The following is a 24,993-nucleotide window of genomic DNA, read 5'->3' on the forward strand; positions in this document are numbered from 1 at the left end:
CTCTCAGTCCCAGTCCGCCCCGGACTCCGACAGGTTCTCGGGCAGACGCAGCCCGGGGCGCAGCGGAACCAGTTGGCCCTGCAGGACCATGGCCGCCGCGCCGATGGCGGGCGCGGTCGCGGCCGACGTGGACATGCGCACCTCGACCGGGTGGGCGGCGCGGGCGAAGAAGGCCCGGTCCAGCTCCTCCTGGATGACGGGCAGGTAGACCGACCCCGCCGCGGCCAGGCTCGGACCGGTCAGCACCAGCAGGTCCAGGTCCATCAGGTTGGCCAGTGTGCGGACCGCCACGGCCAGGTGGCGGGCGGAGCGGTCCAGCAGGGCGCGGGCGGTGGGCTGGCCCAGGCGGGCCGCGCGGACCACGGCGGTGAACTCCGCGCCCACCGACGGCCGGACCGGGCCGCCCTCCCGGGTGAGGCCGGCGGCGCGGGCGAGGTCCCCGTCGGCACGGGCGGCCGCCACGACGGCGGCCGGACCGGCGACCGCCTCGGCGCACCCGCGTCCGCCGCACCAGCACAGCGGCCCGTCCACGTCCAGGCACACGTGCCCGACCTCCCCGGCGTTGCCGCTGGCCCCGTGGTAGGGGATGCCGTTGACCAGGACCCCGGCGCCGACGCCGGTGGCCATGTACACGGCGGCGAAGATGGACGACCCGCCGACCACACCGGACCAGTACTCACCGAGGGCGGCGGCGGTCGCGTCGTTGCCGGGGACCACGGGCAGGCCGACCGCGCCCTCCAGTTCCCCGGCCGCGGGGTAGTCGGCCCAGTGCCGCAGCGAGGGGTGCCGGTGGAGCCCGCCGGTCGGGGCGACCAGCCCGACGCCGAGTACCCGTTCGCGGTCCACCCCGGCGCCCTCCACCAGGGCTTCCACTTGGCGGGACATGCGGGAGGTGGTCTCGGCGGGGTCCTCGTCCCGGTTCACCCCGGCGCGGGTCATCCGGGAGACCACGGCGCCGGTGAGGTCGATGAGGGCGTAGGTGATGCCGATGGGGTCGATGTGGACGCCCACGGCGTAGCGCGACTCCCGGTTGAGCCGGAGGAGGACGCGCGGCTTGCCGCCGGTGGACTCGGCGCGCCCGGTCTCCAGGACCAGGCCGTCGTCGATGAGCCTGCGGACGACGGTGGAGATGGTCGCGCCCGTGAACCCGGTGGCCTCCACCAGTCCCACGCGGCTGATCGTGCCCGCGGCACGGATGACGTCGAGGACCGCCGCCCTGCTCGTCGTGTGCGGAATCGCCCGTGACGGCCCGCCCAATGCCACCTCCATCCGGTCGTGTCGCGCCCGCGCGCGGGGACCCGCCCCTTCCGCGTCCGGCGGGCGGGCGTGGGCCAAGTGTCGCGCCCGCGCGCGGGGACGGCAACCCGGCTCCCCCGGCCGGGCTCCCTCCTCCGTGTCGTGCCCCTGGGGGACGGCACGCGTGGTGCCCTCCCGAGCCGGGCCGAGGCCGGGTTCAGAGCCGGGTGGCGCGCACCAGGACCAGCCGTTCCGGGAAGAGCACCGGCGCCTGGAGGCCCGCGCGCTCCAGCGCCGCGCCTCTGACGCGGACGCCCTCGGGGGTCCACCAGGGCAGCGGCACCCCCCACCGGTGGGCGTTGCCGTCGGGCACGTCCCCGGGCGCCTGCGGGCGGACCCGGTAGACCGCCTCCGGGCGCAGGCCCGGCAGTCGGACGGGCCCGGTCGGGTACAGCTCCGAGGTTCCCGTGGCGACGATCGCGTAGAGCGCCTCGGACCCGTCCTCGGCGACCACCCCGTGCACCCGGACCGCCGGGTCCGGGTGGTCGCCGTGCACGGCGGTCCCCGTGTGCAGCAGGCCGCGCAGCTCCTTGTACAGCTCCACCCACTCCCGCAGGCGGGCCAGGTCGGCGGGGTCGGCGCGGGTGAGGTCCCACTCGATCCCGAAGTGCCCGAACAGGGCGGTCCCGGCCCGGAAGTCGACGGTGTGGCGGCGGTCGGTGGTGTGCGCGGTGCCAGCCCCCACGTGGGTGCCCATCAGCTCCAGCGGGACGAGCGCGTTGGTCCACCGCTGGATGTCCTGCCGCTCCAGGGCGTCGATGCAGTCGGAGACCCACACGCGGTCGGTGCGCTCCAGTACCCCCAGGTCCACCCGTCCGCCGCCTGACGAGCAGGACTCGATCTCCACACCCGGGTGGCGGCGGCGCAGTTCGTCCATCAGCCGGTACACCGCCAGGGTCTGGCCGTGGACCCCGGCCCGCCCGGTCGGCCGGTGCCCGGCGTCGACCAGGTCCCGGTTGTGGTCCCACTTGAGGTAGGAGATCGGGTAGGCGGACAGCAGGTCGTCCAGGCGCTCCAGGACGTACGCGAACGCCTCCGGACGGGCCAGGTCGAGCACCTGCTGGGAGCGCGCCGGCCGGGGCAGCCGGTCGCCCGCGGCCATGATCCAGTCCGGGTGCGCGCGGGCCAGGTCGGAGTCCTCGTTGACCATCTCCGGCTCCACCCACAGCCCGAACTGCATGCCGAGCCCGGTGACGTGGTCGGTGAGCGGGCCCAGCCCGTCCGGCCACACCTCGTCGGAGACGTACCAGTCGCCGAGGCCGCGCCGGTCGTCGCGGCGCGAGCCGAACCAGCCGTCGTCGAGCACGAACCGCTCGGCGCCCACACGGGCGGCGGCGTCGGCCAGCTCGCGCAGCCGGTCGAGGTCGTGGTCGAAGTAGACGGCCTCCCAGGTGTTGACGACCACCGGGCGCGGGGTGGAGGGGTGGTGCGGGCGCGAGCGCAGGTGCCGGTGGAAGCGGGCGGAGACCTCGTCCAGCCCGTGCCCGTGCGAGCCGTACTGCCACGGGGTGGTGTAGGACTCCCCCTCGGCCAGCACGACCTCCCCGGAGAGCAGCAGCTCGCCCGAACCCAGCAGGGACACCGCGTGGTAGGTGCGCTCGGCGAAGGTGCGGTGGTTGCCCGACCAGGCCGTGTGTACGGCCCACACCTCACCGGAGCGGTTGCCGGAGCCGTGCGTCCCCGCGGCCAGCAGGTGGGCCGCGTCGTAACCGGTGCGCCCGGTGCGGTTCTCGCGTACCCGCAGGCCCTGGGTGAAGGCGGTCCGCTGCGGGCTGCGCTCGCGCATGTGGCGCCCGCCGAAGTCGAGCAGCTCGACCGCCTCGGCCGGGACGGGGAGGACGAGGTTGACGGCGTCCACGGCGAAGGGGGACGCGGCCCCGTTGGTGACGGTGGCTCGCTGGCGGACCAGGCCCGAGGGCGTCAGCTCGACCACGAGGTCCAGGGAGAGCCCGGCCCGGGCGTCCTCGGCGCGTACGGTCAGGCGCCCGCCCGCCGGGGAGCGGTGCTCCACCGCGGACTCGCGCACGCGGAAGGCGGTGGAGAAGTCGGCGCCGCCCCGGTTGCCGACCAGGCCCGGAGTGCCGAGCCAGCCTGCGGACTGCTCGGGGAGCACGGCCACCTCCACCGGCCCGTCCACGGAGAACCCGATGGGCTGCGGGCTCAGCGCCAGGCGCAGGTCGTCCAGCTCCCCGCGGGAGAGGTCGCCCAGATCCGAACCCCAGTGCAGGACCCGGGGCAGGGTCTGACCGGTCAGGTCCAGCAGGAGGCTCACCCCGGCGGCGCGCAGGTGGGGGAGGTCGGAGCCGCCGGAGAGGGGGCGGTGCGATGCCACGGTCGCCACGTCCTTCGTGGTCGGGAACAGGGTTGACTTACTTTGTTCGGAAAAGTAAGAATCCCCGAGGTGGCTGGTTCGCGCAAGAGGGACCGCCGCCCCACGACGACCGCGACGCCCCGCGGAGCGCGCTCCGCGGACACGCCGGACGTCCCCGCCCCCGAAGCCCCGAGAGGCACAGATGATCCGTCACACCCTGCACGACGGCTGGCGGCTGTCCGCGACGAGCGGGCCCGTCCCGGAGAACGTCGCGGGCCGCACCGTCCCCGCCCAGGTCCCGGGGAGCACCCACCTGGACCTGCTGGCCGCCGGGCTGATCCCCGAGCCCTACCTGGACAGCAACGAGACCGAGCTGGCCTGGATGCACCGCGCGGGCTGGCGCTACTCCCTCACGTTCGAGGCCGACGCGGTCGAGGACGGCGAACGCGTCGACCTGGCCTTCGACGGCCTGGACACGGTGGCCACCGTGGAGCTCAACGGCACCGTGCTCGGCACCACCGCCAACATGCACCGCGGGTACCGCTTCGACGTGCGCGACACGCTGCGCGCCGGGGCCAACGAGCTCGTGGTCGTCTTCCGGTCCGCTCTGGAGTACGCCGAGGAGGTCCGCGGGGAACTCGGCGAGCGGCCGCACACCAACACGCACCCGTACAACATGGTCCGCAAGATGGCCTGCTCCTTCGGCTGGGACTGGGGGCCCGACCTCCAGACCGCCGGGATCTGGAAGCCCGTGCGCCTGGAGCGGTGGCGCACCGCCCGCCTGTCCCAGGTGCGCCCGCTGGTCACCGTCGGCGAGGACGGCACCGGCCGGGTGGAGGTGCACGCCGACGTCGAGTGGTCCGGGAGCGCTCCCGGTTCCGGTCTGGTCCTGTCCGCGGAGGTCGCCGGTGTGCGGGCCACCGCCGACGTGGCGCCCGGCGCGGAGAGCGGCGTGGTCGTGGTCGAGGTGCCCGACGCCCGCCTGTGGTGGCCGGTCGGCCACGGCGACCAGCCCCTGTACGACCTGTCCGTCACCCTGACCGCGGACGGGCGGGCCGAGCCGCTGGGCTCGGAGGACCGCCGCGTGGGCTTTCGCACCATCACCGTGGACACCACGCCCGACGAGCACGGCACCCCCTTCACCGTCGTGGTCAACGGCAAGCCGATCTTCGTCAAGGGCGCCAACTGGATCCCCGACGACCACTTCCTCACCAGGATCACGCGTGAGCGCCTGGCCCGGCGCGTGGACCAGACCGTCGGCGCGCACATGAACATGCTGCGCGTGTGGGGCGGCGGGATCTACGAGAGCGAGGACTTCTACGACGTCTGCGACGAGCGCGGCGTCCTCGTGTGGCAGGACTTCCTCCTGGCCTGCGCCGCCTACCCCGAGGAGGAGCCGCTGTGGAGTGAGTTCGAGGCCGAGGCCCGGGAGAACGTCGCGCGCCTGACCTCGCACGCCTCGCTGGCCCTGTGGAACGGCGGCAACGAGAACCTCTGGGGCTTCATGGACTGGGGCTGGCAGGAGCGGCTCGGGGACCGGACCTGGGGTTACGGCTACTACACCGACCTCTTCCCCCGCGTCGTGGCCGAACTCGACCCCACCCGGTTCTACGCCGACGGCAGCCCCTACACCCCGGGGTACGCCCCGAAGGAGGTCCACCCCAACGACGAGGCGCACGGCACGCGCCACGAGTGGACCGTGTGGAACCAGACCGACTACCGGGCCTACCAGGACCACGTGCCCCGGTTCTGCTCCGAGTTCGGCTTCCAGGGTCCGCCCACCTGGGCCACCCTCACCGACTGGGTGCACGACGAGCCCCTCACGCCCACCTCGCCCGCCTTCCTGCTGCACCAGAAGGCCGAGGACGGCAACGGCAAGCTCTCCCGGGGCCTGTCCGCCCACCTGCCCACGCCGAGGAGCTTCGAGGACTGGCACTGGGCCACCCAGCTCAACCAGGCCCGCGCGGTGGCGTTCGGCATCGAGCACTTCCGGTCCTGGTGGCCGCGCACCGCGGGCGCCCTGGTCTGGCAGATCAACGACTGCTGGCCGGTCACCTCCTGGGCGGCCGTGGACGGCGAGGAGCGTCCCAAGCCGCTCTGGTACGGGCTGCGCCGCGCCTACGCGCCGCGCCTGCTCACCGTCCAGCCCCGGGACGGGCGGCTGGTGCTGGTGGCCGTCAACGACACCGACGAGGCCTGGTCGGAGCCGGTCAGCGCGCAGCGCCAGACCTTCGGGGGCGAGGTGCTGCACACCGCTAGGATCGAGCTGGCCGTACCGCCCCGTTCCGCGGCGGAGTTCGACCTGGCACGGGAGCTGCTCGCGGCCGGAGACGCGAAGGAGGAGGTGCTCGTGGCCACGACCCGCGACGCCCGCCTCGTGCGGCCCTTCCGCGAGGACGTCCACCTGTCCTACGACCCCGACGCGCTGACCGCCGTCGCCGCGCCCGTGGAGGGCGGCTACCGGGTGGAGGTGCGCGCCTCGTCCTTCGCCAGGGACGTCTCCGTCCTGGCCGACCGGGTGGCCTCCGACGCCGAGGTGGACGACATGCTCGTGGACCTGCTGGCCGGGGAGACGCACAGCTTCCTGGTGCGCACCGACGCGGAGGTGGACCCGACGGCGCTGACCGCCGCCCCCGTCCTGCGCTCGGCCAACTCCCTGCGCGCGCGGCGGGCGTGATGGACGGGTCCGGGACCGGAGGCGCGGTCGGGCTGGTCCTGGCCAGGCCGCGCCGCCTGCTGAGCGCCGAGCCCTTCTTCATGGAGTTCATCGCCGGGATCGAGGAGCGGATGGCCGAGCGCGACATGTCGGTCCTGCTGCACCTGGTGACCGGCCGGGAGGCCGAGCTGGCCGCCTACCGCCGGTGGGCGGAGCGGCGGCTGGTGGACGCGGTCGTGGTGGTCAACCCGACCGAGGGGGACGAGCGCCCCGCCGTGCTGCGCGAGCTGGGCCTGCCCGCGGTGGTCGCGGGCAGCCCGGTCCCGGACCCCGCCACGCCCACCGTCCTGACCGACCACGTGTCCCCGGTCCGGACGGCGCTGGAGCGCCTGCTGGAACTGGGCCACCGACGCGTCGCCCGGGTGAGCGGGCCGGTGGAGCTGCTGCACACACGCGCCCGCACGGAGGCCCTCGCGGAGGGCTGCCGGGCGGCCGGGATCCCCGCCCCGGTGGTCCTGGAGGGCGACTACTCCCACGAGGCGGGCGCCCGGCTCACCGCGGAGCTGCTCAAACGGGAGGACCCGCCGACGGCGGTCCTGTACGACAACGACGTGATGGCGGTGGCCGGACTGGACGCCGCCCGCGGCCTGGGCGTGCGGGTCCCCGGGCAGCTGAGCCTGGTGGCCTGGGACGACTCGACCATGTGCCGCCTGGCCGAGCCCGCGCTCACCACCATGAGCGTGGACGTGTACCGGTACGGGGTCGCGGTCGCGGAGTCGGCCCTGGAGTGCGCCGACGGGACGGCCGTCGCGCAGCGGTGGTCGCCCGCGGCGCGCTTCGTACCCCGGGGCAGCACCGGCCCGGCACCCGCCGGGGAGTAGCCGCACCGGCCCGTCGCCAAGGCGGCTTGTCGGTCTGTCGACGGGGCGACCTGTCGACAGGCCGACAAGTCGTTCCGGGGCCGCGCTCCGGCCGCCGAACCCTGACCCGGCCGGCGGAACCCGGTCCGGGAAACGCGAAGGGCCGGTTGCTCCGCGCCGCGCACACCGTGCGTCGGCTCGGACCAACCGGCCCTCGCTACCTCTACCGGCCCGACGCTCACCCGCGTGAACATCGGCCTCGTGCGGTGGAGGAGGGATTTGAACCCTCGAAGGGTTGCCCCTTACCCGCTTTCGAGGCGGGCGCCATCGGCCACTAGGCGACTCCACCGCGAGACACTCTACCGGATACGGCGCCGTGCGAAAAACCGGCTCAGGAGATCGGAGCACCTGTCCGAGAGCTCCCGCGGCACCAGGTCCGGCGGAACGACCTCCGGGCGGTGGTTGAGGCGGGGATCGCGGACCGCGTCCCACACCGACCCGGCCGCGCCCGCCTTGGCGTCCCGCGCGCCGTAGACCAGCCGGTCCACGCGGGAGAGCACCGTCGCGCCCGCGCACATCGTGCAGGGTTCGAGGGTGACCACCAGGGTGCAGCCGCCCAACCGCCACTCGCCGCGAGCGCGTGCGGCGGCCCGCAGCGCCAGCACCTCGGCGTGCGCGGTGGGGTCGCCGGTGGCCTCGCGCTCGTTGCGCCCGGTGCCCAGGACGGCGCCGTCGGCGTCCAGCACGACCGCGCCCACCGGCACGTCGCCCGTCTCCAGGGCGGCCTCGCCCTCGGCGATCGCCGCGCGCAGCGCGGCGTCGAGGACGTCCCGCCCGATCACAGCCTCATGCCGTCGAGGATCTCGGCGAAGCCCGCGCGCTCGGCCACCACGGCCAGGACGTCGCTGGGCAGGACCCCGCCGCCGACGGACAGGGAGCGCAACTCCTCCTCGGTCAGGCCCAGGTCGGAGAGCAGGCCCCCGTCGCCGTCGGGCCGCGGGTCGGGCCGGGCTCCGGCGCTCTCGGAGGGCGGCGGCGCGCCCAGCCCCCCGGCCTCGGACAGCACCGAGGCCAGCGGGTGGTCGTGCACCACCCGCGCGTCGGAGAGGTACACGCGCGGCTCACCGCCGTCGTCGTCGGCGCGCACGATGGCGAACCACTCGTCGTCGGCCTCCACCAGCAGGATCGAGACCTCGCTGCCCCGGTCGGTCGCGAAGTCGAGCATCAGTTCGGTGACGTCGTCGATGACGTCCACGTCCCCGAGTTCGACCTCGGTTCCCCGCCACGTCCTCCCGTTGGGAGCGAAGACCGCTGCGAAGGTCGACACCGCGTGCTCTCCTGTCCGCCCGGATGCTCTTCTAGAGCAGGTCCTTACCCCATACCGTCCAGTACACGCTGGAAGGACTGGGCGAATCCCAGCCGCTCGGACACGCTGGCCAGCACCTCGTCGGGGTACAGGTCCAGATCGCCCGCCAGGGCGCCCAGCTCCATCTCGTCCAGTCCGAGGTCGGCCACGATGGACAGGTCGCCCGCGGGCAGCACCTGGTCCAGGTCGTCGTCGTCCGGCTGGTCGATGTCCAGGTAGTCCAGGACGTCCCGGGCCACCTGCCAGTCCACGGACGCGGTCACGTCGGACAGGAAGAGGGAGACGTCCTCGCCGTAGACGCGCACGATGATGAAGAAGTCGTCGCCGACCGAGACCAGACCGAGGGAGCCGCTGATGCTCGGCTGCTGGCGCAGGGCGTGGATCAGCCCCTTGAGGTCGTGCGTCAGGGTCACGGGGAGCAGGTCGACGTCCCAGTACTCCTCTTCCCTGTACGCGATGGCCGCGAAGTCGCCCGAGTCGTCGTCACCATGATCGAGCACTGTCATCGTCACCCCAACCCGGCCGGTGTATCGGTGCGGACGAAGGAATCCCGGATCGCCCGTGCGAGTGACATGGTAACGATCACTCCGGTGCCACCGTCCCCCTCGGTCCGCGTCATTCCGGACCACGCTCTCATGAGAACCGGATCCCCGCTGCCCCTCCGCCGCTCCCACGCCCCCCGCGCGGCCGCGCCGGTCCGGAGCGGGGACCGCGCGGCCCTCGGCGCCTCCGGTCCGGTGGGTGCGCGCGGTTAGACTCGGGCAGGCCTCCTCCCCAGCCACCGTCTTGTTGTCCCAGCTCAACCGGAGAACGCTTTGGAAACCCTGGTCGTCGACCACCCCCTGGTCGCGCACAAACTGACCACCCTGCGCGACGTGGGTACCGACTCCCCGACCTTCCGGCGCCTGACCGACGAGTTGGTGACCCTGCTCGCCTACGAGGCGACCCGGGACGTCCGAGTGACGGACGTCACCATCCGGACCCCGCTCGTGGAGACCACCGGAACGCAGCTGACACGTCCCACGCCGCTCGTGGTGCCGATCCTGCGCGCGGGCCTGGGCATGCTCGACGGGATGACCCGCCTGCTGCCCACCGCCGAGGTCGGCTTCCTGGGGATGGCCCGCGACGAGGACACCCTCCAGCCCGCCACCTACGCCGACCGGCTGCCGCAGGACCTGTCCGGCCGCCAGTGCTACGTGCTGGACCCGATGCTGGCCACCGGCGGCACCCTCGCCGCCGCGCTCAGGCTCCTGGTGGAGCGGGGCGCCGACCACATCACCGCGATCTGCCTGCTCGCCGCCCCCGAGGGCCTGACCGCGGTGGAGCACCGGCTCGCCGAGGACCTGGACCCCGACCACGGCGCGACCCTGCGCGTGGTGACGGCCGCGGTGGACGAGCGGCTCAACGAGCAGGGCTTCATCCTGCCGGGACTGGGCGACGCGGGCGACCGCCTCTACGGCTGCGCCTGAGACACATCCGCCCCATCCACCCCCAGCGCCCACCGGATCACGGTTGGGCGCTTTTTCGGCTCTTTTTGCGGCCGGAGGAATGAACGACCGAAAACCGGGCATGCCTGCTGCCGACTCCCCCGTCCGCCCAGGTGGACACGGCGAGCCGGCGCAAGCGCCGACACGGTTTTGCATTAGCCGAATTCATTTCGAGACGGTAATGTAACAGAGAGGAGCGAAGATGGTTCCCGCACGCCCGTAAGCGGAGACCAGCCGGACCGAAACACCCCTCGCCCCTAGACCCCTCATCATCAGCCCGCTGACACCGCACGCCCGCGCCTCCTCAGGCGCGACGCTTCGTCCACCCTCCAGCGGCTACCGAAAGATCCCGGAAGAACACACAGCGCGACCCCCGTAGCCCCCAAGGAGTGAGATGACCGAGAACCCCTCCACCTCGACCGCCCGCGACTCTCGCTTCGAACCGGTGCGGAGCCGGTTGGCCGAGGAGTTCTCCGAGGTGCACCACACCTCCACCGTCACGCGGTGCGTGGACGCGGCGCGGCACGGCGCCGAGGACGTGACCGGCAAGGCCACCCCCGACCTCGTGGAGCGGATCGCCCGACAGCACCTCCAGGTGCTCGCGCTGGCCTTCGCCGAGCAGTCCTAGCGGATCCGAGCAGGTCCTACCGAGGTTTTCGGCCTGTCCGAACTCCGGTGACCTGGACAGGGGGCTATGAATTACCCCCTTATATCCAGCAGTGTCCTTAATGTCATAGTCCTCGGTGGACCTGAACCACATTCCGGACCACCAATCACTGGGTTACCAACACCACCGGAACCGGACACAGCCCGCATGCGAGGAAGGTCCGACATACCGCCACGCCGAGGGTGCGCCCCAGGCTTTACGGGCATGATGGTCGGTGCGACAATCACTGCTGGGTTGGTGGGTCAGGTGGATTCCAAGGGGAGTCAGTCGTGGCGAAGTTGAAAAAATGGGGCGGCTACGCGCTCATCGCTTTCGTGGCGTTCTATCTGTTCACACAGCCGGAAAGCGCTGCAGGGGTCATCGAGAGCGCTCTGGGCGGTCTGATGGGGGGCGCGGAGTCGATGTCCCGTTTCGTCAACGCGCTCCTGTAACCGGAACGGTCGGGTGGCATGCGGCTCGTAGCGTCGAGTAACAGCGCTCCTGCGTCGGTCAACCGCTACCTCCTGCCGCACGAGCAGGACGTGGTGACCATCCGTCGGCACCCCGCGGTGCTGATCGGTCCGGTCGGAGCGGTCCTCGGCGCGCTGATCCTCGCCGGGATCCTCAGCAACACCTCCATCGCCGACAGCGCAGCGACGCTGGCGATCATCTGGTGGGTGTGGCTGCTGGTGTTGGTGTGGTTCGTGTGGCGGGTAGCGGAGTGGTCGGTGGACTACTTCGTCATCACCTCCGCACGACTCCTGCTGACCACCGGCCTGATCGTCCGGCAGGTGAACATGATGCCGCTGGGCAAGGTCACCGACATGAGGTTCGAGCGGACCCTGCTGGGCCGCTTCCTCGGTTACGGGACCTTCGTGATGGAGTCGGCCGGTCAGGACCAGGCCCTGAGCCGGATCGACTTCATCCCCTACCCGGAGCAGCTCTACCTGGAGGTCGTGGGGCTCATCTTCAAGGAGTGACCGCCACGCCTCAAGGCCCACGCGGAGCACCCGCCGTCCCGGCGGGTGCTCTCGCTGTGTTCGGGCCCCTGCCGGGCGGGCGGCAGGCGGTCCCCGGTGGGCCGTGGCCGTCGTACACGGCCGGGTCCCTCCGGTGCTGCCGCGCGGCGCCGGGCACGTGCGATCGGACCGGCCACCCCCTTTCGCGCTTCGTTCACCTTTTGTTCACCTTTCCTACGGGTGACACACTTCTTTCCTCATTGCAGGTCAGCGGACCGTCACACAGTGAAGTCAGTTCATCACGCATAGAACTCGCCGACCTGGGCAGGTCTCCAAGCAGGCCTCACACGGAGGCCGAACCCCTGATGGACCACGCCCACGAAATCCGGCGAATTGACTCGAAGGTGAACGTAGGGTTAACTTGGGACATCTGAAACGGAAACGAGGAGGGTCCCATGGCGCGCAGGACGGACCGTGCACCCCACCCCACTCGGTTCTCGACGACCCGTCGGCGCATCCGCCTCTCGGCTGGGACCAACCGCCTCTCCGGTCTCGCGACCGAGCCGGTCAACGTCCCGCAGCCCCGCGAGGACGCCGACGCGACGACGTCGGGACACCCGATCATGCACTGGGTGCTGGTCACCGACGACAACGGTCGGAGCCGCCCCGAGGTCCGCTGGCTCTAGCCGGCGGCTCGAACGAAGGCCTCCCCGCCGGATCCTCCGGGCGAGGAGGCCTTCGCCGTTGCCCGGGGCCAAGCGCGCCCTCCGCGCGGACGGGCCCGGCGAGCGAAGGGGCCGAGCCGATCCGGCGGCGGATGCGCGGCGGACCGAAGCGAGCACAGGGGGCCGTCCCGTGGGACGGCCCCCTCGTCGTGCGCGGAGTCAGCGCGGGGCCTCCCGGCGGTGCCCTCCTGGCGTCACATCCCTTTGTCGACAAATCGGCTTGACCATAAATAGCAAAGTGGTTAGCCATTACAGGGCCACTGGCACCCCGAATACCGTGATGTCGGTCTCACGGATGTCCGCTTGACGGCCAAGAAAACGAGACGTATCGTCTTCTTCATGAGGCTGATCTTCCTGTAGTCCCGCGTCCGACGCCCGAGCCGACGCCGCCAGCGCCCAATGCCGCACGGCGACCTCCCCACGCTCCCCGGCGTCGCCGTACCGCGGTCGACCACGGAAGGCCTCACCGTTCCCTTTTCTCGGACCCGCGCCATCGCCGCGCCCTGTCCGAAACCCGGAACGCCAGCGCCCCACCGTCGATCCGCGGCTCCTCTCCCAGCCACACCGCAGATCAGGAGGCGCGCATGCTCACCGCCCGAGTACGAGCACAGTCCCAGCTCACCCTCAACGACATCACCCACCGCTACGGCGACCACACCGTGCTCGACCGTGTCACCCTCACCATCAGCCCCGGCGAGCGCGTCGGGATCATCGGCGACAACGGCTCGGGCAAGAGCACGCTGCTGCGCCTGCTCGCCGGGGAGGAGGAGCCCACCAACGGCGACCTCACGGTCCGGGCCCCGGGAGGAACCGGCTACCTGCCGCAGACCCTGGAGGCGGTGGGGGTCTCCACCGGCACCGTCGGCGACGCGATCGACTCCGCCCTGGCCGTCCTGCGCGACATGGAGGCGCGCCTGCGCGCGGCGGAGAGCACGCTCGGCTCCGCCACCCCGGAGGAGCTGGACGCCTACGGCGACCTGCTCGCCCGGTTCGAGGCACGCGGCGGCTACGACGCCGACGCGCGCGTCGACGCCGGACTGCACGGGCTGGGCCTTCCCGGCCTGGACCGCGACCGCCCGCTGAGGACCCTCTCCGGCGGGGAGCGCTCGCGCCTGGCCCTGGCCGCGATGCTGGCGGCCTCGCCCGAACTGCTCCTGTTGGACGAGCCCACCAACGACCTGGACGACCGCGCGGTCGCCTGGTTGGAGGACCGGCTCCGCCGCCACCGGGGCACGGTCGTGGCCGTCACCCACGACCGGGCGTTCCTGGCCAACGTGACCGTCACCGTCCTGGAGGTCGACCACGACCTGCGCCGGATCCACCGGTACGGCAACGGCTACGACGGGTTCCTGGCCGCGAAGGCCTCGGCCAGGGCCCGGTGGATCCGCGAGTACGAGGAGTGGAGGGCCGACCTGGCCCGGCAGCGCAGGCTGGCCGAGAACAGCATCGCGGCCCTGAAGGCCATCCCGCGCAAGATGGAGAAGGCCGCGTTCGGCCACGGGGCGTTCAAGATGCGGGGGGCCGCGCACGGTTCCATGGGCCGAGTCCGCAACGCCAAGGAGAGGGTGGAGAGGCTGACCAACGACCCGGTGGCGCCGCCGCCGGTACCGCTGCGGATGACCGCCGGGTTCACCGGATCCCGCACCGGTGAGAGCGCTCCGGCCGCCTCGTTGGAGGGGGTCCGGGTGGACCACCGCCTGGAGGTGCCCTGCCTGGACCTCGCTCCGGGCGAACGCGTGCTGGTCACCGGGCCGAACGGGGCGGGCAAGACCACCCTGCTCCGGCTCCTGTCCGGGGACGCGGTCCCCGACGAGGGGCGGGTTTCGGTCCCCGGCCGGGTGGGTTACCTGCGTCAGGAGGACGGTTCCTTCGCCGCCGGACAGACCGTGCTCGGCGCCTACGCCGCGGGGCGGCCCGGGTACGCCGAGGACCACCGGGACGAGCTCGCCTCGCTCGGGCTGTTCCGGCCCGGGGAGCTGGACCAGCCGGTGGCGTCCCTGTCGGTGGGCCAGCGCCGCAGGATCGAGGTCGCCCGGCTGACGTCGGGGGCCTACGACCTGCTGCTCCTGGACGAGCCGACCAACCACCTCTCCCCCGGTCTCGTGGAGGACCTGGAGGAGTCGCTGACACGTTACGAGGGCACGCTGGTGGTCGTCACCCACGACCGCAGGACCCGACAGCGCTTCACCGGCCGCCACCTGGAACTACGGGAGGGGATCGTGGTCAGCGACTCCGCGTGAAGCGGACGTAGCGCTTTGTCGACAAATCGGCTTGGCCATAAAACGCTATTACGACTAGCCGATATTCGGGGCCCGCCGCGCGGCGGGCCCCGAAGCGCCGGTCTAGCCGGGCGCCATGTCGACGAACCGGCTGTAGTGGCCCTGGAAGGCCACGGTCACGTCCGCCGTGGGGCCGTTGCGGTGCTTGGCCACGATGATGTCCGCCTCGCCCGCGCGCGGCGACTCCTTGTCGTGCACGTCCTCGCGGTAGAGCAGGATGACCATGTCCGCGTCCTGCTCGATCGATCCGCTCTCACGGAGGTCGGACACCTGCGGGCGTTTGTCGGTGCGCTGCTCGGGGCCTCGGTTCAGCTGGGAGAGCGCCACCACCGGGACCTCCAGCTCCTTGGCCAGGAGCTTGAGGGACCGGGACATCTCCGAGACCTCCTGCTGGCGACTCTCCACCCGGCCGGGCGAGCTCATCAGCTGGAGGTAGTCGACGATGACCAGCTTGAGGTCGTGCTGCTGCTTGAGACGTCGGCACTTGGCCCGGATCTCCATCATCGACATGTTCGGGGAGTCGTCGATGAACAGGGGCGCGTTGGCCACCTCGCCCATGCGCCTGGCCAGACGGGTCCAGTCCTCGTCGGTCATCAGTCCCGAGCGCATGGTGTGCAGGGGCACCCGGGCCTCCGCCGACAGCAGGCGCATGACGATCTCGTTGCGCCCCATCTCCAGGCTGAAGAAGACCGCGGTCATGTCGTGCTTGATGGACGCCGCACGCGCGAAATCCAGGGCCAGCGTCGAGTTGTGGGTGGGGACCATCGACCGGGTGGCCAGGAACAGGTGGTCCGGGTGGTCCACCTGGACGCAGCGGACCGGAACGCTCTCCACCGGTCGCACCTCGGTGACGAACCGGGAGCCGATCCGCGCGTAACCTCGGTCGGCGCCGCGCTCCCGGTGCGCACGCCTCTTGCGTTCGAGCCGGAAGACCTCGCTCCTGGAGCCGAAGGTGACCGTGTAGCAGGTGGACGATGCCTCCGACCTGCCGTCGACCCTCCTGGTCGACATCCCGGTGCGGTACCCCAGGCTGTGCGCCAGCTCCCGGAAACCGTTCGCCAGGCGCTGGTTGGTGACCGCGAACTGCACGGAGCCGGTGGCGTTCACCGTGCCGTCCGTGTCCAGCAGACCGGCGAGGAGGGCGCGCCGCTGGTCGACCGAGGCGCGCAGGTACTCCTGGGGGATGTGTTTGTTCCCCAGAACCCCGAGGGTGCGCAACCGCGCCTGGACGCTGCCGTGGCTGGCGACGCACTCACGGGCCGTGGGCGTGGTGTCCTCCTCCGGCAGGAAGACACCGTAGGTCATGCCGGTGGAGCCGACCGGCTTGGTCACGAGTCCCTCGGCCTCGATGTTGAGCAGGACCTCGGGGTCCGTGCTGGTGACCCGGGCGGCGGCGGAGGCTCCGCCACCGAGCCAGGCGCCGAGGAAGTAGGGCGGCAGGGGGAGGACGCGTTCGGGCAGCTCGATGGCCTCCGTGTTGACCACCGAGTGGTTCAGCCTGCGGTCGGCGGTCTCCGTACGCAGGGTCCGGGCGATCTCCCTGGTGGTCCTCACCTCGGGCAGCACACGGGGAACCGTTCCCCGGGCCTCGGCCTCCCGGGCCGCGCGCCGCGAGGCCCGCGTGTGGGTCAGCCACTGGTGGTCGCCGTCGGCGACGACGGTGGTGCCGTCGTCGAACACGACCTCGAAGCAGGGTCGCCCGGTCATGACCTCGGTGGCGGCCACCACCCGGGTGGGTGTCCCGTCGGCGGCGATCAGCTCGGTGCCGACCTCCACCTCCCCCATGGTGGTCCATCCGCCGGGTGTCGGCAGGGGCGTGTCCAGGGCCAGCGCCTTGCCAACGGCCGGGCGGGCGGCGATGATGACCATCTGGCCGGGGTGGAGGCCGTTGGTGAGGGCGTCGAAGTCGGCGAAGCCGGTGGGCACGCCGGTCATGGTCCCGTCGTTGGCGCCGATCGCCTCGATCTCGTCCAGGGCGCCCGGCATGATGTCGGCGAGCGCGACGTAGTCCTCGCCGGTGCGCTTCTCCGCGACCTTGTAGATCTCGGCCTGGGCGTGGTCGACCAGGTCGTCCACCTCGCCGTCCCCGGCGTAGCCGATCTGGGCGATGCGGGTGCCCACCTCGACCAGGCGGCGCAGGACCGCGCGGTCGGAGACGATCTTGGCGTAGTAGCCCGCGTTCGCCGCGGCCGGGATCGCCTCGGTGAGGGTGTGCAGGTAGAGGGCGCCGCCGACCCGGGTGGCCTCGCCGCGCTTGGTCAGCTCGGCGTTGACCGAGATGGCGTCCACGGGCTCGCCGCGGGAGAAGAGGTCGACGATGCTCTCGTAGATGATCTGGTGCGCGGGGCGGTAGAAGTCGGCGGAGCGGATGATCTCCACGACCTGCGTGATGGCGTCCTTGGACAGCAGCATGCCGCCGAGCACGCTCTGCTCGGCCTGGATGTCGTGGGGCGGGGTGCGCTCGTATCCGCCTTCTTCAGGTGGCTGCTCAGCGACACTCACGAACGCTCCCCCGGGACGGTACTTCCGTCGACCCGGGAACGGGCCGACCCTTCCAGGATGCCCCATGGCGGACGCCGGAGGCGCCTCGGCCGGAGGTTGTGGACACGTCCCTTACCACCATGTCCGGTGCCCCGCAGGGCATCCCGAACCGGGGTTGTGCACATCACCTGTGGATAACTTTGCCGTGACCGCTACATATAGCCTTTGACCTGCCAAAACGCAGGATGCAGTCAGGGGGTGCAAGATGCCTCACAGGGCGTGTTTCCACAAGTTATCCACAGGCTTCAGCAGGGGTGTGGATAACTCCACACCCGCGTAGAACGCGTGTCCGATACTGTGTGCTGGTCATGCCACAACTGCTTCCGGCCGCCCCTTTCCGGCACCGCCACGACCGCGAGATCCTCGCCCTGGCGGTTCCGACGTTCTTCGCGCTCATCAGCGAGCCCCTGTTCCTGCTCACCGACTCCGCGATCGTCGGCACGCTGGGCACCGAGGCGCTCGGCGGCCTGGGCGTGGCCGGGCAGGTGCTGCTCACGCTCGTGGCCGTCTGCGTCTTCCTCGCCTACGGCACCACCGCGGCGGTCTCGCGCAGGTTCGGCGCGGGCGACGTCCCCGGGGGCGTGCGGGACGGCGTGGACGGGCTGTGGCTCGCGGTCCTGCTGGGTCTCGCCGCCGTCGCGATCGGCTGGCCGCTCGGCCCGGTGATGGTGGAGGCGCTGGGCGCCTCGCCGGACGTGGCGCCCCACGCCCTGACCTACCTGCGCATCAGCCTGCTCAGTACGCCGTTCCTGCTCATCGTCATGGCGGGCACAGGTGTGCTGCGCGGCCTCCAGGACGCCCGGACCCCGCTGGTGGTGGCGGTCTGCTCCTACGTCGCCAACGCGGTGCTGTGCTCGGTGTTCGTGCTGGTCCTGGACTGGGGCATCGCGGGCTCGGCCTGGTCGACGGTGCTCGCCCAGGGCGGGGGCGCGTTCTGGTACGTGATGACGATCGCGCGCGCGGCCCGGCGCGAGGGCGTGTCGCTCATGCCCACGACGGCGGGCCTGCGCGCCTCGGCCTCGGCGGGGTTCGCCCTGTTCCTGCGCAGCGTGTCGATGCGCGTGGTGGCCCTGGTGACCACGGCGGTGGCGGCCCGGCTGGGCGACGCGTCGATCGCCGCGCACCAGGTGAGCCACAACATCTGGGCGCTGCTGGTGTTCGCCATGGACGCGATCGCCATCGCCGGGCAGTCCATCGTGGGCCGTTACCTGGGCGCGGGGGACGTCCAGGGCACCCGGGACGCCACGCGGCGCATGGTGGAGTGGGGCGTGGGACTGGGCCTGGTCTTCATGGCGGTGGTGTTCCTGGCGCTGCCGTGGGCGTGGATCCCGTTCACCTCCGACCCCGAGGTGCGGGTCCTGATCACGGCCTCGCTGGTGGTGGTCGCGCTGTTGCAGCCGCTGAGCGGGGTGACCATGGTGCTGGACGGCGTGCTGATGGGCGCCGGGGACCAGCGCTACCTGGCGTGGGCGTCCCTGTGGACGATGCTGGTCTTCCTGCCGTTCGCCCTGGTCCTGCCGCGGCTGGCGGACGGCCCCCTGTGGGCGCTGGTGAGCCTGTGGATCGCCTTCGGGGTGTGGATCCTCGCCCGCGCGGTCACCCTCGGGTTCCGGGCCCGGAGTACGGCCTGGCTGGTCACCGGCGCGTACCGGCCCTGATCAGGGGGCCCGCCACGGCGCGGCCGTGACGGGCCCGGTTTCCGTGTCCCTCCGGCGGACCGGCGGGGTCACGTGAACGTGTCGCGCTCACCGACGGCGGGTCCGTGGCTGTAGGGCCTCACCTGTTCGTCCCGCGGCACGTCGGGGTAGGTCGGCAGTTGGTCGGGCTCCGGCGCCGCGACCGCCGCCGCGCCCGGGTGGGCGAGCTGTTCCCGCATCCTGCTCCTGACGGTGGAGCGGAGCTGGGGAAGCGCCGCGTAGAGCTTGTCGCCGGGACAGCCCGTCGCGTTGAAGTCGCGGTGGCCGACGATGGCCTCGTCGGGGTCCAGCCGGTAGGCCAGGCACAGCCAGGCGCAGGTGTCGGCCAACGACTCCAACAGGAGCGCGGGCGGGGTCGCCGAGGTGTAGGTGCCCTCGTTCTCGATCCCGATCGCGTGCTCGTTGTGGTTGGCGGTGTGCGCGCCGAGCACGTGGTGTCCCGCGCTGACGGCCTGCAGGCTCTGGTCGCGCCCCTCCATGATGTGGCCGCCGCGGCTGATGGTGAACTGCTGCCCCATGTCGCTCCACCCGTTGGTGTCCATGTGGTACCGCTGGATGGAGCGCGACAGCGACGCGGCGTGCGAGGTCGAGGTGTCGGACGCGTTCGCCGTGGCGGTGTGGTGCACGACGATGTGCGTGGCCCCGCGGCGCACGACCTCGATCTTGTTCTTCGGAGCGCGCGCCCCCCAGTCGGCGCGCGTGTACACCTTGGGTCGCGTGGCCGCGGAGGCCCGGTCCGCGGCGGGGATCCCGGCGATCCCGCCGAGGAGCACTCCCCCGGCGGCGAGGGCGGTCCCCCGCAGAACGGTCCTGCGGTCCACCCGTGTGTGTCGGCCCGGCTCGTCTCTTCTTTCCACGGTCATGGCTCTGCGTCCTCTCCGTGCTGGGTGGTGCAACGTACGACACCAACACAGAGAACACGATAGATTACAAAGAGTAATCAAAGGGTTGTCTGTCGGCCAGGCGTGTCAGGAGAACCGCGCAAGAACGCGGACCGCCTCCGTGAGGTCGGGCCGCGGGGGAAGCGCCGGGGGGTGCGACGCAGACCTCGGGAGAGCCCGGAGAAACAGCGGGGCCCCGCCTCCCGGAAGGGAGACGGGGCCCGACGTGCACGGCGTCGGTCAGGAACCGACGACGTCCAGCTTGATCGTCGCGGAGACCTCGGGGTGCAGGCGGACCTGGACCTTGTGGCTTCCGACGGCCTTGATCGGGTTCTTGATCTCGATCCGGCGCTTGTCCAGGTCGGGACCACCGGTCGCCTTGACGGCGTCGGCGATGTCCGCGGGCGTGACCGAACCGAACAGGCGGCCACCCTCGCCGGCGCGCTGCTTGAGGCGCACGGTGAGCGCGTTGACGCGGCCAGCGACCTGCTGGGCCTCGTCGAGCGTGCGGATGTCACGCGCGGAGCGCGCGCGCTGAATCAGGTCGATCTGCTTCTGACCGCCGCGCGTCCACCGGATGGCGAACCCGCGGGGCAGCAGGTAGTTGCGACCGTAGCCGTTCTTCACCTCGACGACATCGCCGGGGGCTCCGAGACCGTTGACCTCGTGGGTCAAAATCAGCTTCACGACAAAAACCTCCCTCGGATATCGCCGTTAGCGGGCGGTGCTGGTGTAGGGCAGCAGGGCCACCTCGCGCGCGTTCTTGATCGCGGTCGCGACGTCGCGCTGGTGCTGGGTGCAGTTACCCGTGACGCGGCGGGCGCGGATCTTGCCGCGCTCGGAGATGAACTTGCGGAGAAGCGTGGTGTCCTTGTAGTCGATGTAGGACTGCTTCTCCTGGCAGAAGAGGCAAACCTTCTTCTTGGGCTTGCGCGCTGCCGGCTTAGCCATCGTGGTGCTCCTTCGCAAGAGCCCCGGGGTCCTCCCGGGGATGGTCTGATGTGGAAAGGGTCTGGCGCCTCGGGGCGCCGGACGGGGTACTCGCCGCGGTTAGAACGGGGGCTCGTCGGAGAAGCCCCCGCCTCCGCCGCCGAAGCCGCCGCCACCGCCGCCGTTGGTCGCCCACGGGTCGTCGGCCGGGGGGCCGCTGCGGCCTCCGCCGCCCTGCGACCCGCCGAAGCCGCCGCCCTGGTTCCCGTAGCCGCCGCCCTGGGGCTGGCCGCCACCGAAACCACCGCCGCCGCCACCGCCGAAGCCGCCTCCGCCGCCCTGGCGCTGCGACTTGGTCACCTTGGCGGTGGCGCTGCGCAGGGCCGGGCCGACCTCGTCGACGTCGATCTCGAAGACGGTCCGCTTCTCACCCTCGCGGGTCTCGTACGAGCGCTGCTTCAGCCGGCCCTGCACGATGACGCGCATGCCGCGCTGAAGGCTCTCGGCCACGTTCTCCGCGTACTGCCGCCAGACGGTGCAGGTGAGGAACATGGACTCGCCGTCCTTCCACTCCCCCGACGCGCGGTCGAAGGTGCGGGGCGTCGAGGCCACACGGAAGTTGGCGACCGCGGCTCCACTGGGAGTGAAGCGCAGTTCAGGGTCGTCGACCAGGTTGCCGACGAGCGTGATCTGGGTTTCGCCTGCCATGGATGGGCTCCGGTTCGAGGTAGTCGGATCAGGCGGTTTCGCCTGTTCCCCCGATCATCCGCGCGACCACCGACATAACAGCCGGGGCCGGGGGTGGATCGGGGCGGGGGACGGCGGCGGTGCGCCGCCTAGTGGACCTCGGGGCGGAGCACCTTGGTGCGGAGCACGGCCTCGGCGATACCGAGCTGGCGGTCCAGCTCCTTGACCGTGGCGGGCTCGGCGGTGAGGTCGATCACCGCGTAGATGCCCTCGGCGTTCTTGTCGATGTCGTAGGCGAGACGGCGCTTGCCCCAGATGTCGACCTTCTCCACCGAGCCGCCGTCGTTGCGGACGACACCCAGGAAGTTCTCCAGCGACGGGGCGACGGTGCGCTCGTCGAGGTTGGGGTCGAGGATGATCATGAGTTCGTAACGACGCATAGGCGTACGTTCCTCCTCTGGACTGTCGCGGCCATGGAATCTCCATAGCAGGAGGGCAGGAGTCCGGGACGGGTTCCGCGCCGCGGGGGCGGGCGTCGCGCGGACTCTGAGCCATACGGGACCCAAGATTACCAGCAGCCGCACACCTTCCGGTGCGACCTGTGGACGGAGCCCGGGCACACGCGAAGGGGGCCGGTGCGCTCAACGCGTACCGGCCCCCTCTCCCGTCCGGGACCGGGTCAGTCGTTCCGGCCGAGGATGATCAACCCGTTGGCGTCGCTTCCGGCGCCGTTCGCCCGGAAGGGCCAGCCGCCCTGGTCCCCGCCGTCCTGCTCGGGGTCGGAGGCCTCACCGCTGGGATCGGTGTCCTCACATGCGGGCAGAGGCCAGGTTCCGCACTCCTCCTCGCCCCCCGAGCCGGGGCTCTCCGGGCAGTCCCGGCCCCACCCGGGCTCACAGGGCTCCTCGGTCTGCTGGTCCTGGCACGCCGGGGAGTCCGGCATGGACGGGTCGCACTCCTCCGGGCTCTCGCTCGGGGACTCCTCGGCCGAGGGCTCGTCGCTCGGCTCCTCGCTCGGCTCCGCGCTCGGGGACGGCGTGGGCACGAAGCTCTGCTCCGTACCGACGTAGGCGGGCGGCGGGAACTGCGCCGGTTCGACGCCCTCCATGGCGGTCGTCATGAACTCGCGCCACACGTTGGCCGAGGTGGTGCCACCGAAGATCTCCCCCGCGGTCTGGCCGTCGAACTCCAGGGCCTGGTTGGCGTCCGCGCGGCTCAGGCCCACCGCGGCGACGAGCTGCGGCGTGTATCCCACGAACCACGCGGAGACCGCGTCGCTGGAGGTACCGGTCTTGCCCGCGACGGGGCGCCCGTCGGGCAGCGCCGCCTGGTCGCCACCGCCGCCGGGCTCGACGACCTGGGTCATGGCGTAGGTGACGTCGGCCGCGACGTCCGCGGTGACCACCTGCTCACCGTTCTCCAGCAGGTCGGCGTCGTCGGGCGGGATGACCTGGCCGTCGGAGGTGCGCAGCTCGGTGACCATGTGCGCCGGACGGTGCACGCCCCCGGCGGCGAAGGTGGAGTAGCCCTCGGCCTGGTCCAGAGCGCTCACCTGGTGGGTGCCCAGCGCGATGAGCGGGCCCTGGGCGGAGGTCGTGGTCTGCTCCTCGGCCACACCGGCCTGGACCGCGAGCTCGTCCACCGCGGCCGGGGTCATCTGCACCGCCAGCTCCACGAACGGGGTGTTGATCGACTGGGCGGTGGACTGGATCAGGTTGACCGGACCCCAGCTCCTGCCGCCCGCGTTGATGACCTCGCTCTGCAGCCCCGGGAACTCCTGGGGGGAGTCGCCGTCGAACGTGCTGTTGAGGCTGATGCCGTTCTCCAGCGCGGTGGCGAGCACGTAGGGCTTGTAGGACGAGCCCGCCTGCGTCCGGTGGGTCAGCGAGTTGTTGACGTCCTCGACCACGTTGTCGCCCCCGTGGAAGGCGACGATCTGCCCCGTGGCGGGGTCGACCGCGGTCAGGCCCATCATCGTGTCCTCGGGGGTGTTCGGCAGGACGTCGAAGGAGCTGCGCGCGGCGTCCATGAGCGCGGGGTCCAGCGAGGTCTGCACGACGAAGCCCTGGGTGGCGATGTCCTGGGCGGTGATCCCGGAGTAGCGCTCCTCGATCTCCTGGACGACCGCCTGGCGGACGTAGTCGAACTTGGGGTCGTACTCCTGCTCCTCCTCGCCCTCCTCGGTGCCGTACGGGACGAGCTCGGGGATCTCCAGGGCCTCGGCCTCGGCCCTGGGCAGGCCGAGGTCGGGGTCCTCCTCGTGCATGAGCGCCAGCTGGTTCTGCACGTAGGGCCAGCGCTCCTCGTTGAGGTAGGTCCTGGTCCAGTCGCCCATCTCGCCCTGGAAGTTGCTGGGCATCTGGATGATGATGCCCAGGAAGGCGCCCTCGGCGTCGGTCAGCTCGTCCAGGTCCTTGCCGAAGTAGGACTGGGCCGCCATCTGGATGCCCATGGCGTTGCGGCCGAAGTAGATGGTGTTGAGGTAGGTGGAGAGGATCTCCTCCTTCTCCATCTGCTGGTTGAGCTTGATGGAGATGAAGATCTCGCGGATCTTGCGGATGTACTGGTTCTCGATCTCCAGGTCGCTGTAGTAGTTCCGCGCCATCTGCTGGGTGATGGTGGAACCGCCGCCCGCCTCGCCGCCGGAGAGGAGGGCGCGCCCGATGCCGGAGATGCTGATGCCGGGGTCGGTGTAGAAGGTGCGCTGCTCGGCGGCGAGCACACCGTTGATGACCGTCTGCGGGATGTCCTCGCTCTGGACCTCGACCCGTCTGACCTCGCCCGTGGTGACCGCGACCTCGGGCTCGGCGTCGCCCTCCGGAGCCCACATGATCTGGGTGGCGGACAGGTTGGCGTCCGACTTGGCCTCGAGCTCGTTCACGTTGGGGGCCATGGCGTACAGGATCGCGAAGGCGGCCACGCCGCCGATGATCATCAGACCGAAGACGGCCAGGGCGGGTTTCCACGCCTTGGACAGGAAGCGCTTGAACCAGGGGCGGTCGTCCGGCTCCTCGTCGCGGGAGCGGCGCCGACCGCCTCCCCGGCCTCCTCTGCCGCCGCCGGCGGCGGCGCGGGAGCCGCGGCCCGGGGCGCGCCGCCCCTCGGAGCGGGCGGCGTTCTCGCGGTCACGGCCGCGGTCGCGGGGGTCGCGGGGGTCGCGGTCGCGGGGGTCGCGCGGTCCGGAACCGGCCGCCCTGCGTCGGCCGCGGGGGTCCTCGTCCTGGCGGCGGCGCTGTCCCTCGGGACGGCGCGGGCGGTCTCCCTCGGAACGGTGGCCGGAGCGCTCGCCGTCCTGGGGCCGCCGGGGGCGCTCGCCCTCGGGGCGGCGGCGGGGGCGGTCACCGTCGGCGGGGGCGCGGCGCTGTCCCTCCGGGCGGCGGGGGCGCTCGCCCTCGGAGCGGCGGCGGCCCTCGGAACGGGCCTCCTGCTCCGGGGGGCGTCGGCGGCGCGGGCGCTCGGGCCCGGTGTCGTCCCCCCAGAAGCCGTCACCGGCGTCCGGGCGGCGGCGGCCTCCGGAGGGTTCGTCCCGGGGCGGGCCGTCGGCCCGGCGCCGTCCGCCGCCGCCGCGCGAGCCGTCGGCCGGGCCGTCGGCCCGGCGACGGCCGCCATCGGCGTTCCGTCGTCGTTCGGTACTCACGTGGTCCTCGATTGCCTCTCACGGCCGGTCGGCCT

Annotated in this window: 21 protein-coding genes and 1 tRNA gene; 9 read left to right on the top strand and 13 right to left on the bottom strand. The window is 71.9% G+C overall.

Features of this window, described 5'->3' with window-relative positions:
- Nucleotides 1-3 precede the first annotated feature (3 nt).
- Nucleotides 4-1,269 (bottom strand): ROK family transcriptional regulator, encoded by a 1,266-nt coding sequence (locus G011_RS0116785; protein ID WP_231391512.1) that lies wholly within the window; start codon nt 1,267-1,269, stop codon nt 4-6.
- Between the two features lie 184 nt (nt 1,270-1,453).
- Nucleotides 1,454-3,637, bottom strand: a complete 2,184-nt coding sequence (locus tag G011_RS0116790) for an alpha-galactosidase (protein ID WP_019609501.1) — start codon at nt 3,635-3,637, stop codon at nt 1,454-1,456.
- 172 nt (nt 3,638-3,809) lie between these two features.
- Here G011_RS0116790 and G011_RS0116795 point away from each other — a divergent pair, with 172 nt between their 5' ends.
- Nucleotides 3,810-6,284, top strand: coding sequence for a glycoside hydrolase family 2 protein (locus G011_RS0116795; protein ID WP_019609502.1), 2,475 nt, complete (start codon nt 3,810-3,812; stop codon nt 6,282-6,284).
- Nucleotides 6,284-7,144 (top strand): LacI family DNA-binding transcriptional regulator, encoded by an 861-nt coding sequence (locus G011_RS0116800; protein ID WP_019609503.1) that lies wholly within the window; start codon nt 6,284-6,286, stop codon nt 7,142-7,144. Before G011_RS0116795 ends, G011_RS0116800 begins: the two co-directional genes overlap by 1 nt.
- A gap of 243 nt (nt 7,145-7,387) precedes the next feature.
- Here the strand turns inward: G011_RS0116800 and G011_RS0116805 are convergent.
- From G011_RS0116805 to G011_RS0116820, 4 genes are all read right to left on the bottom strand, one after another.
- Nucleotides 7,388-7,472, bottom strand: a tRNA-Ser gene (locus G011_RS0116805).
- A 10-nt stretch (nt 7,473-7,482) separates the two neighbouring features.
- The gene (locus tag G011_RS0116810; protein ID WP_013155819.1) at nt 7,483-7,965 is read right to left on the bottom strand and encodes a nucleoside deaminase; all 483 of its coding nucleotides are present in this window, start codon (nt 7,963-7,965) and stop codon (nt 7,483-7,485) included.
- Nucleotides 7,962-8,450 carry a tRNA adenosine deaminase-associated protein gene (locus tag G011_RS0116815; protein ID WP_013155820.1) on the bottom strand — a complete coding sequence of 163 codons (489 nt, stop codon included), beginning with the start codon at nt 8,448-8,450 and terminating at the stop codon, nt 7,962-7,964. Before G011_RS0116815 ends, G011_RS0116810 begins: the two co-directional genes overlap by 4 nt.
- A gap of 44 nt (nt 8,451-8,494) precedes the next feature.
- Nucleotides 8,495-8,995, bottom strand: a complete 501-nt coding sequence (locus G011_RS0116820) for a tRNA adenosine deaminase-associated protein (RefSeq protein ID WP_013155821.1) — start codon at nt 8,993-8,995, stop codon at nt 8,495-8,497.
- Between the two features lie 309 nt (nt 8,996-9,304).
- On the opposite strand from G011_RS0116820, the gene upp reads away from it, so the two are divergent.
- From upp to G011_RS0116850, 6 genes are all read left to right on the top strand, one after another.
- Nucleotides 9,305-9,958, top strand: coding sequence for a uracil phosphoribosyltransferase (gene upp, locus G011_RS0116825; protein ID WP_019609505.1), 654 nt, complete (start codon nt 9,305-9,307; stop codon nt 9,956-9,958).
- Nucleotides 9,959-10,370: 412 nt separating this feature from the next.
- Nucleotides 10,371-10,604 carry a hypothetical protein gene (locus tag G011_RS0116830; protein WP_019609506.1) on the top strand — a complete coding sequence of 78 codons (234 nt, stop codon included), beginning with the start codon at nt 10,371-10,373 and terminating at the stop codon, nt 10,602-10,604.
- A 308-nt stretch (nt 10,605-10,912) separates the two neighbouring features.
- Nucleotides 10,913-11,074: a hypothetical protein gene (locus tag G011_RS32125; protein ID WP_013155824.1), complete on the top strand. Its 162-nt coding sequence runs from the start codon at nt 10,913-10,915 to the stop codon at nt 11,072-11,074.
- A gap of 18 nt (nt 11,075-11,092) precedes the next feature.
- The gene (locus G011_RS0116840; protein ID WP_013155825.1) at nt 11,093-11,602 is read left to right on the top strand and encodes a PH domain-containing protein; all 510 of its coding nucleotides are present in this window, start codon (nt 11,093-11,095) and stop codon (nt 11,600-11,602) included.
- 434 nt (nt 11,603-12,036) lie between these two features.
- Nucleotides 12,037-12,267: a hypothetical protein gene (locus G011_RS0116845; protein ID WP_019609507.1), complete on the top strand. Its 231-nt coding sequence runs from the start codon at nt 12,037-12,039 to the stop codon at nt 12,265-12,267.
- Between the two features lie 623 nt (nt 12,268-12,890).
- Complete coding sequence (locus G011_RS0116850; protein WP_019609508.1) at nt 12,891-14,546, top strand: TlrC/CarA/OleB/SrmB family ABC-F type ribosomal protection protein; 1,656 nt, start codon at nt 12,891-12,893, stop codon at nt 14,544-14,546.
- 102 nt (nt 14,547-14,648) lie between these two features.
- Here G011_RS0116850 and dnaB read toward each other — a convergent pair whose 3' ends face one another.
- Complete coding sequence (gene dnaB / locus G011_RS0116855; protein ID WP_026338377.1) at nt 14,649-17,087, bottom strand: replicative DNA helicase; 2,439 nt, start codon at nt 17,085-17,087, stop codon at nt 14,649-14,651.
- A gap of 347 nt (nt 17,088-17,434) precedes the next feature.
- Here dnaB and G011_RS0116860 point away from each other — a divergent pair, with 347 nt between their 5' ends.
- On the top strand, nt 17,435-18,784 hold the full coding sequence (locus G011_RS0116860) for an MATE family efflux transporter (RefSeq protein WP_026338378.1): 1,350 nt from the start codon (nt 17,435-17,437) through the stop codon (nt 18,782-18,784).
- Nucleotides 18,785-18,852: 68 nt separating this feature from the next.
- On the opposite strand, the gene G011_RS0116865 is transcribed toward G011_RS0116860, so the two are convergent.
- The 6 genes from G011_RS0116865 to G011_RS0116890 form a co-directional block, all read right to left on the bottom strand.
- Nucleotides 18,853-19,686, bottom strand: a complete 834-nt coding sequence (locus tag G011_RS0116865; protein ID WP_026338379.1) for a peptidoglycan recognition family protein — start codon at nt 19,684-19,686, stop codon at nt 18,853-18,855.
- Between the two features lie 258 nt (nt 19,687-19,944).
- Nucleotides 19,945-20,391, bottom strand: a complete 447-nt coding sequence (gene rplI, locus G011_RS0116870; RefSeq protein WP_026338380.1) for a 50S ribosomal protein L9 — start codon at nt 20,389-20,391, stop codon at nt 19,945-19,947.
- Between the two features lie 27 nt (nt 20,392-20,418).
- A complete protein-coding gene (rpsR, locus tag G011_RS0116875; protein WP_013155832.1) occupies nt 20,419-20,655 on the bottom strand; it encodes a 30S ribosomal protein S18 in 237 nt (78 codons plus the stop codon).
- Between the two features lie 99 nt (nt 20,656-20,754).
- Complete coding sequence (locus G011_RS0116880) at nt 20,755-21,342, bottom strand: single-stranded DNA-binding protein (RefSeq protein ID WP_013155833.1); 588 nt, start codon at nt 21,340-21,342, stop codon at nt 20,755-20,757.
- 128 nt (nt 21,343-21,470) lie between these two features.
- Nucleotides 21,471-21,761 (bottom strand): 30S ribosomal protein S6, encoded by a 291-nt coding sequence (rpsF, locus tag G011_RS0116885; RefSeq protein WP_013155834.1) that lies wholly within the window; start codon nt 21,759-21,761, stop codon nt 21,471-21,473.
- Nucleotides 21,762-22,000: 239 nt separating this feature from the next.
- On the bottom strand, nt 22,001-24,958 hold the full coding sequence (locus G011_RS0116890) for a transglycosylase domain-containing protein (protein WP_019609513.1): 2,958 nt from the start codon (nt 24,956-24,958) through the stop codon (nt 22,001-22,003).
- Between the last annotated feature and the right edge of the window lie 35 nt (nt 24,959-24,993).

Source organism: Nocardiopsis sp. CNS-639 (genome assembly GCF_000381685.1).
GTDB classification, from domain to species: domain Bacteria; phylum Actinomycetota; class Actinomycetes; order Streptosporangiales; family Streptosporangiaceae; genus Nocardiopsis; species Nocardiopsis dassonvillei.

Excerpts from the sequence above, each read along its gene's own strand:
- G011_RS0116845 (WP_019609507.1), top strand. The coding sequence starts at position 12,037 with ATGGCGCGCAGGACGGACCGTGCACCCCACCCCACTCGGTTCTCGACG.
- G011_RS0116830 (WP_019609506.1), top strand. The coding sequence starts at position 10,371 with ATGACCGAGAACCCCTCCACCTCGACCGCCCGCGACTCTCGCTTCGAA.
- G011_RS0116820 (WP_013155821.1), bottom strand. The coding sequence starts at position 8,995 with ATGACAGTGCTCGATCATGGTGACGACGACTCGGGCGACTTCGCGGCC.
- G011_RS0116850 (WP_019609508.1), top strand. The coding sequence starts at position 12,891 with ATGCTCACCGCCCGAGTACGAGCACAGTCCCAGCTCACCCTCAACGAC.
- G011_RS0116840 (WP_013155825.1), top strand. The coding sequence starts at position 11,093 with ATGCGGCTCGTAGCGTCGAGTAACAGCGCTCCTGCGTCGGTCAACCGC.
- rpsF (WP_013155834.1), bottom strand. The coding sequence starts at position 21,761 with ATGCGTCGTTACGAACTCATGATCATCCTCGACCCCAACCTCGACGAG.
- G011_RS0116795 (WP_019609502.1), top strand. The coding sequence starts at position 3,810 with ATGATCCGTCACACCCTGCACGACGGCTGGCGGCTGTCCGCGACGAGC.
- G011_RS0116860 (WP_026338378.1), top strand. The coding sequence starts at position 17,435 with ATGCCACAACTGCTTCCGGCCGCCCCTTTCCGGCACCGCCACGACCGC.
- G011_RS0116865 (WP_026338379.1), bottom strand. The coding sequence starts at position 19,686 with ATGACCGTGGAAAGAAGAGACGAGCCGGGCCGACACACACGGGTGGAC.
- G011_RS0116800 (WP_019609503.1), top strand. The coding sequence starts at position 6,284 with ATGGACGGGTCCGGGACCGGAGGCGCGGTCGGGCTGGTCCTGGCCAGG.
- G011_RS0116785 (WP_231391512.1), bottom strand. The coding sequence starts at position 1,269 with ATGGAGGTGGCATTGGGCGGGCCGTCACGGGCGATTCCGCACACGACG.
- G011_RS0116880 (WP_013155833.1), bottom strand. The coding sequence starts at position 21,342 with ATGGCAGGCGAAACCCAGATCACGCTCGTCGGCAACCTGGTCGACGAC.
- rpsR (WP_013155832.1), bottom strand. The coding sequence starts at position 20,655 with ATGGCTAAGCCGGCAGCGCGCAAGCCCAAGAAGAAGGTTTGCCTCTTC.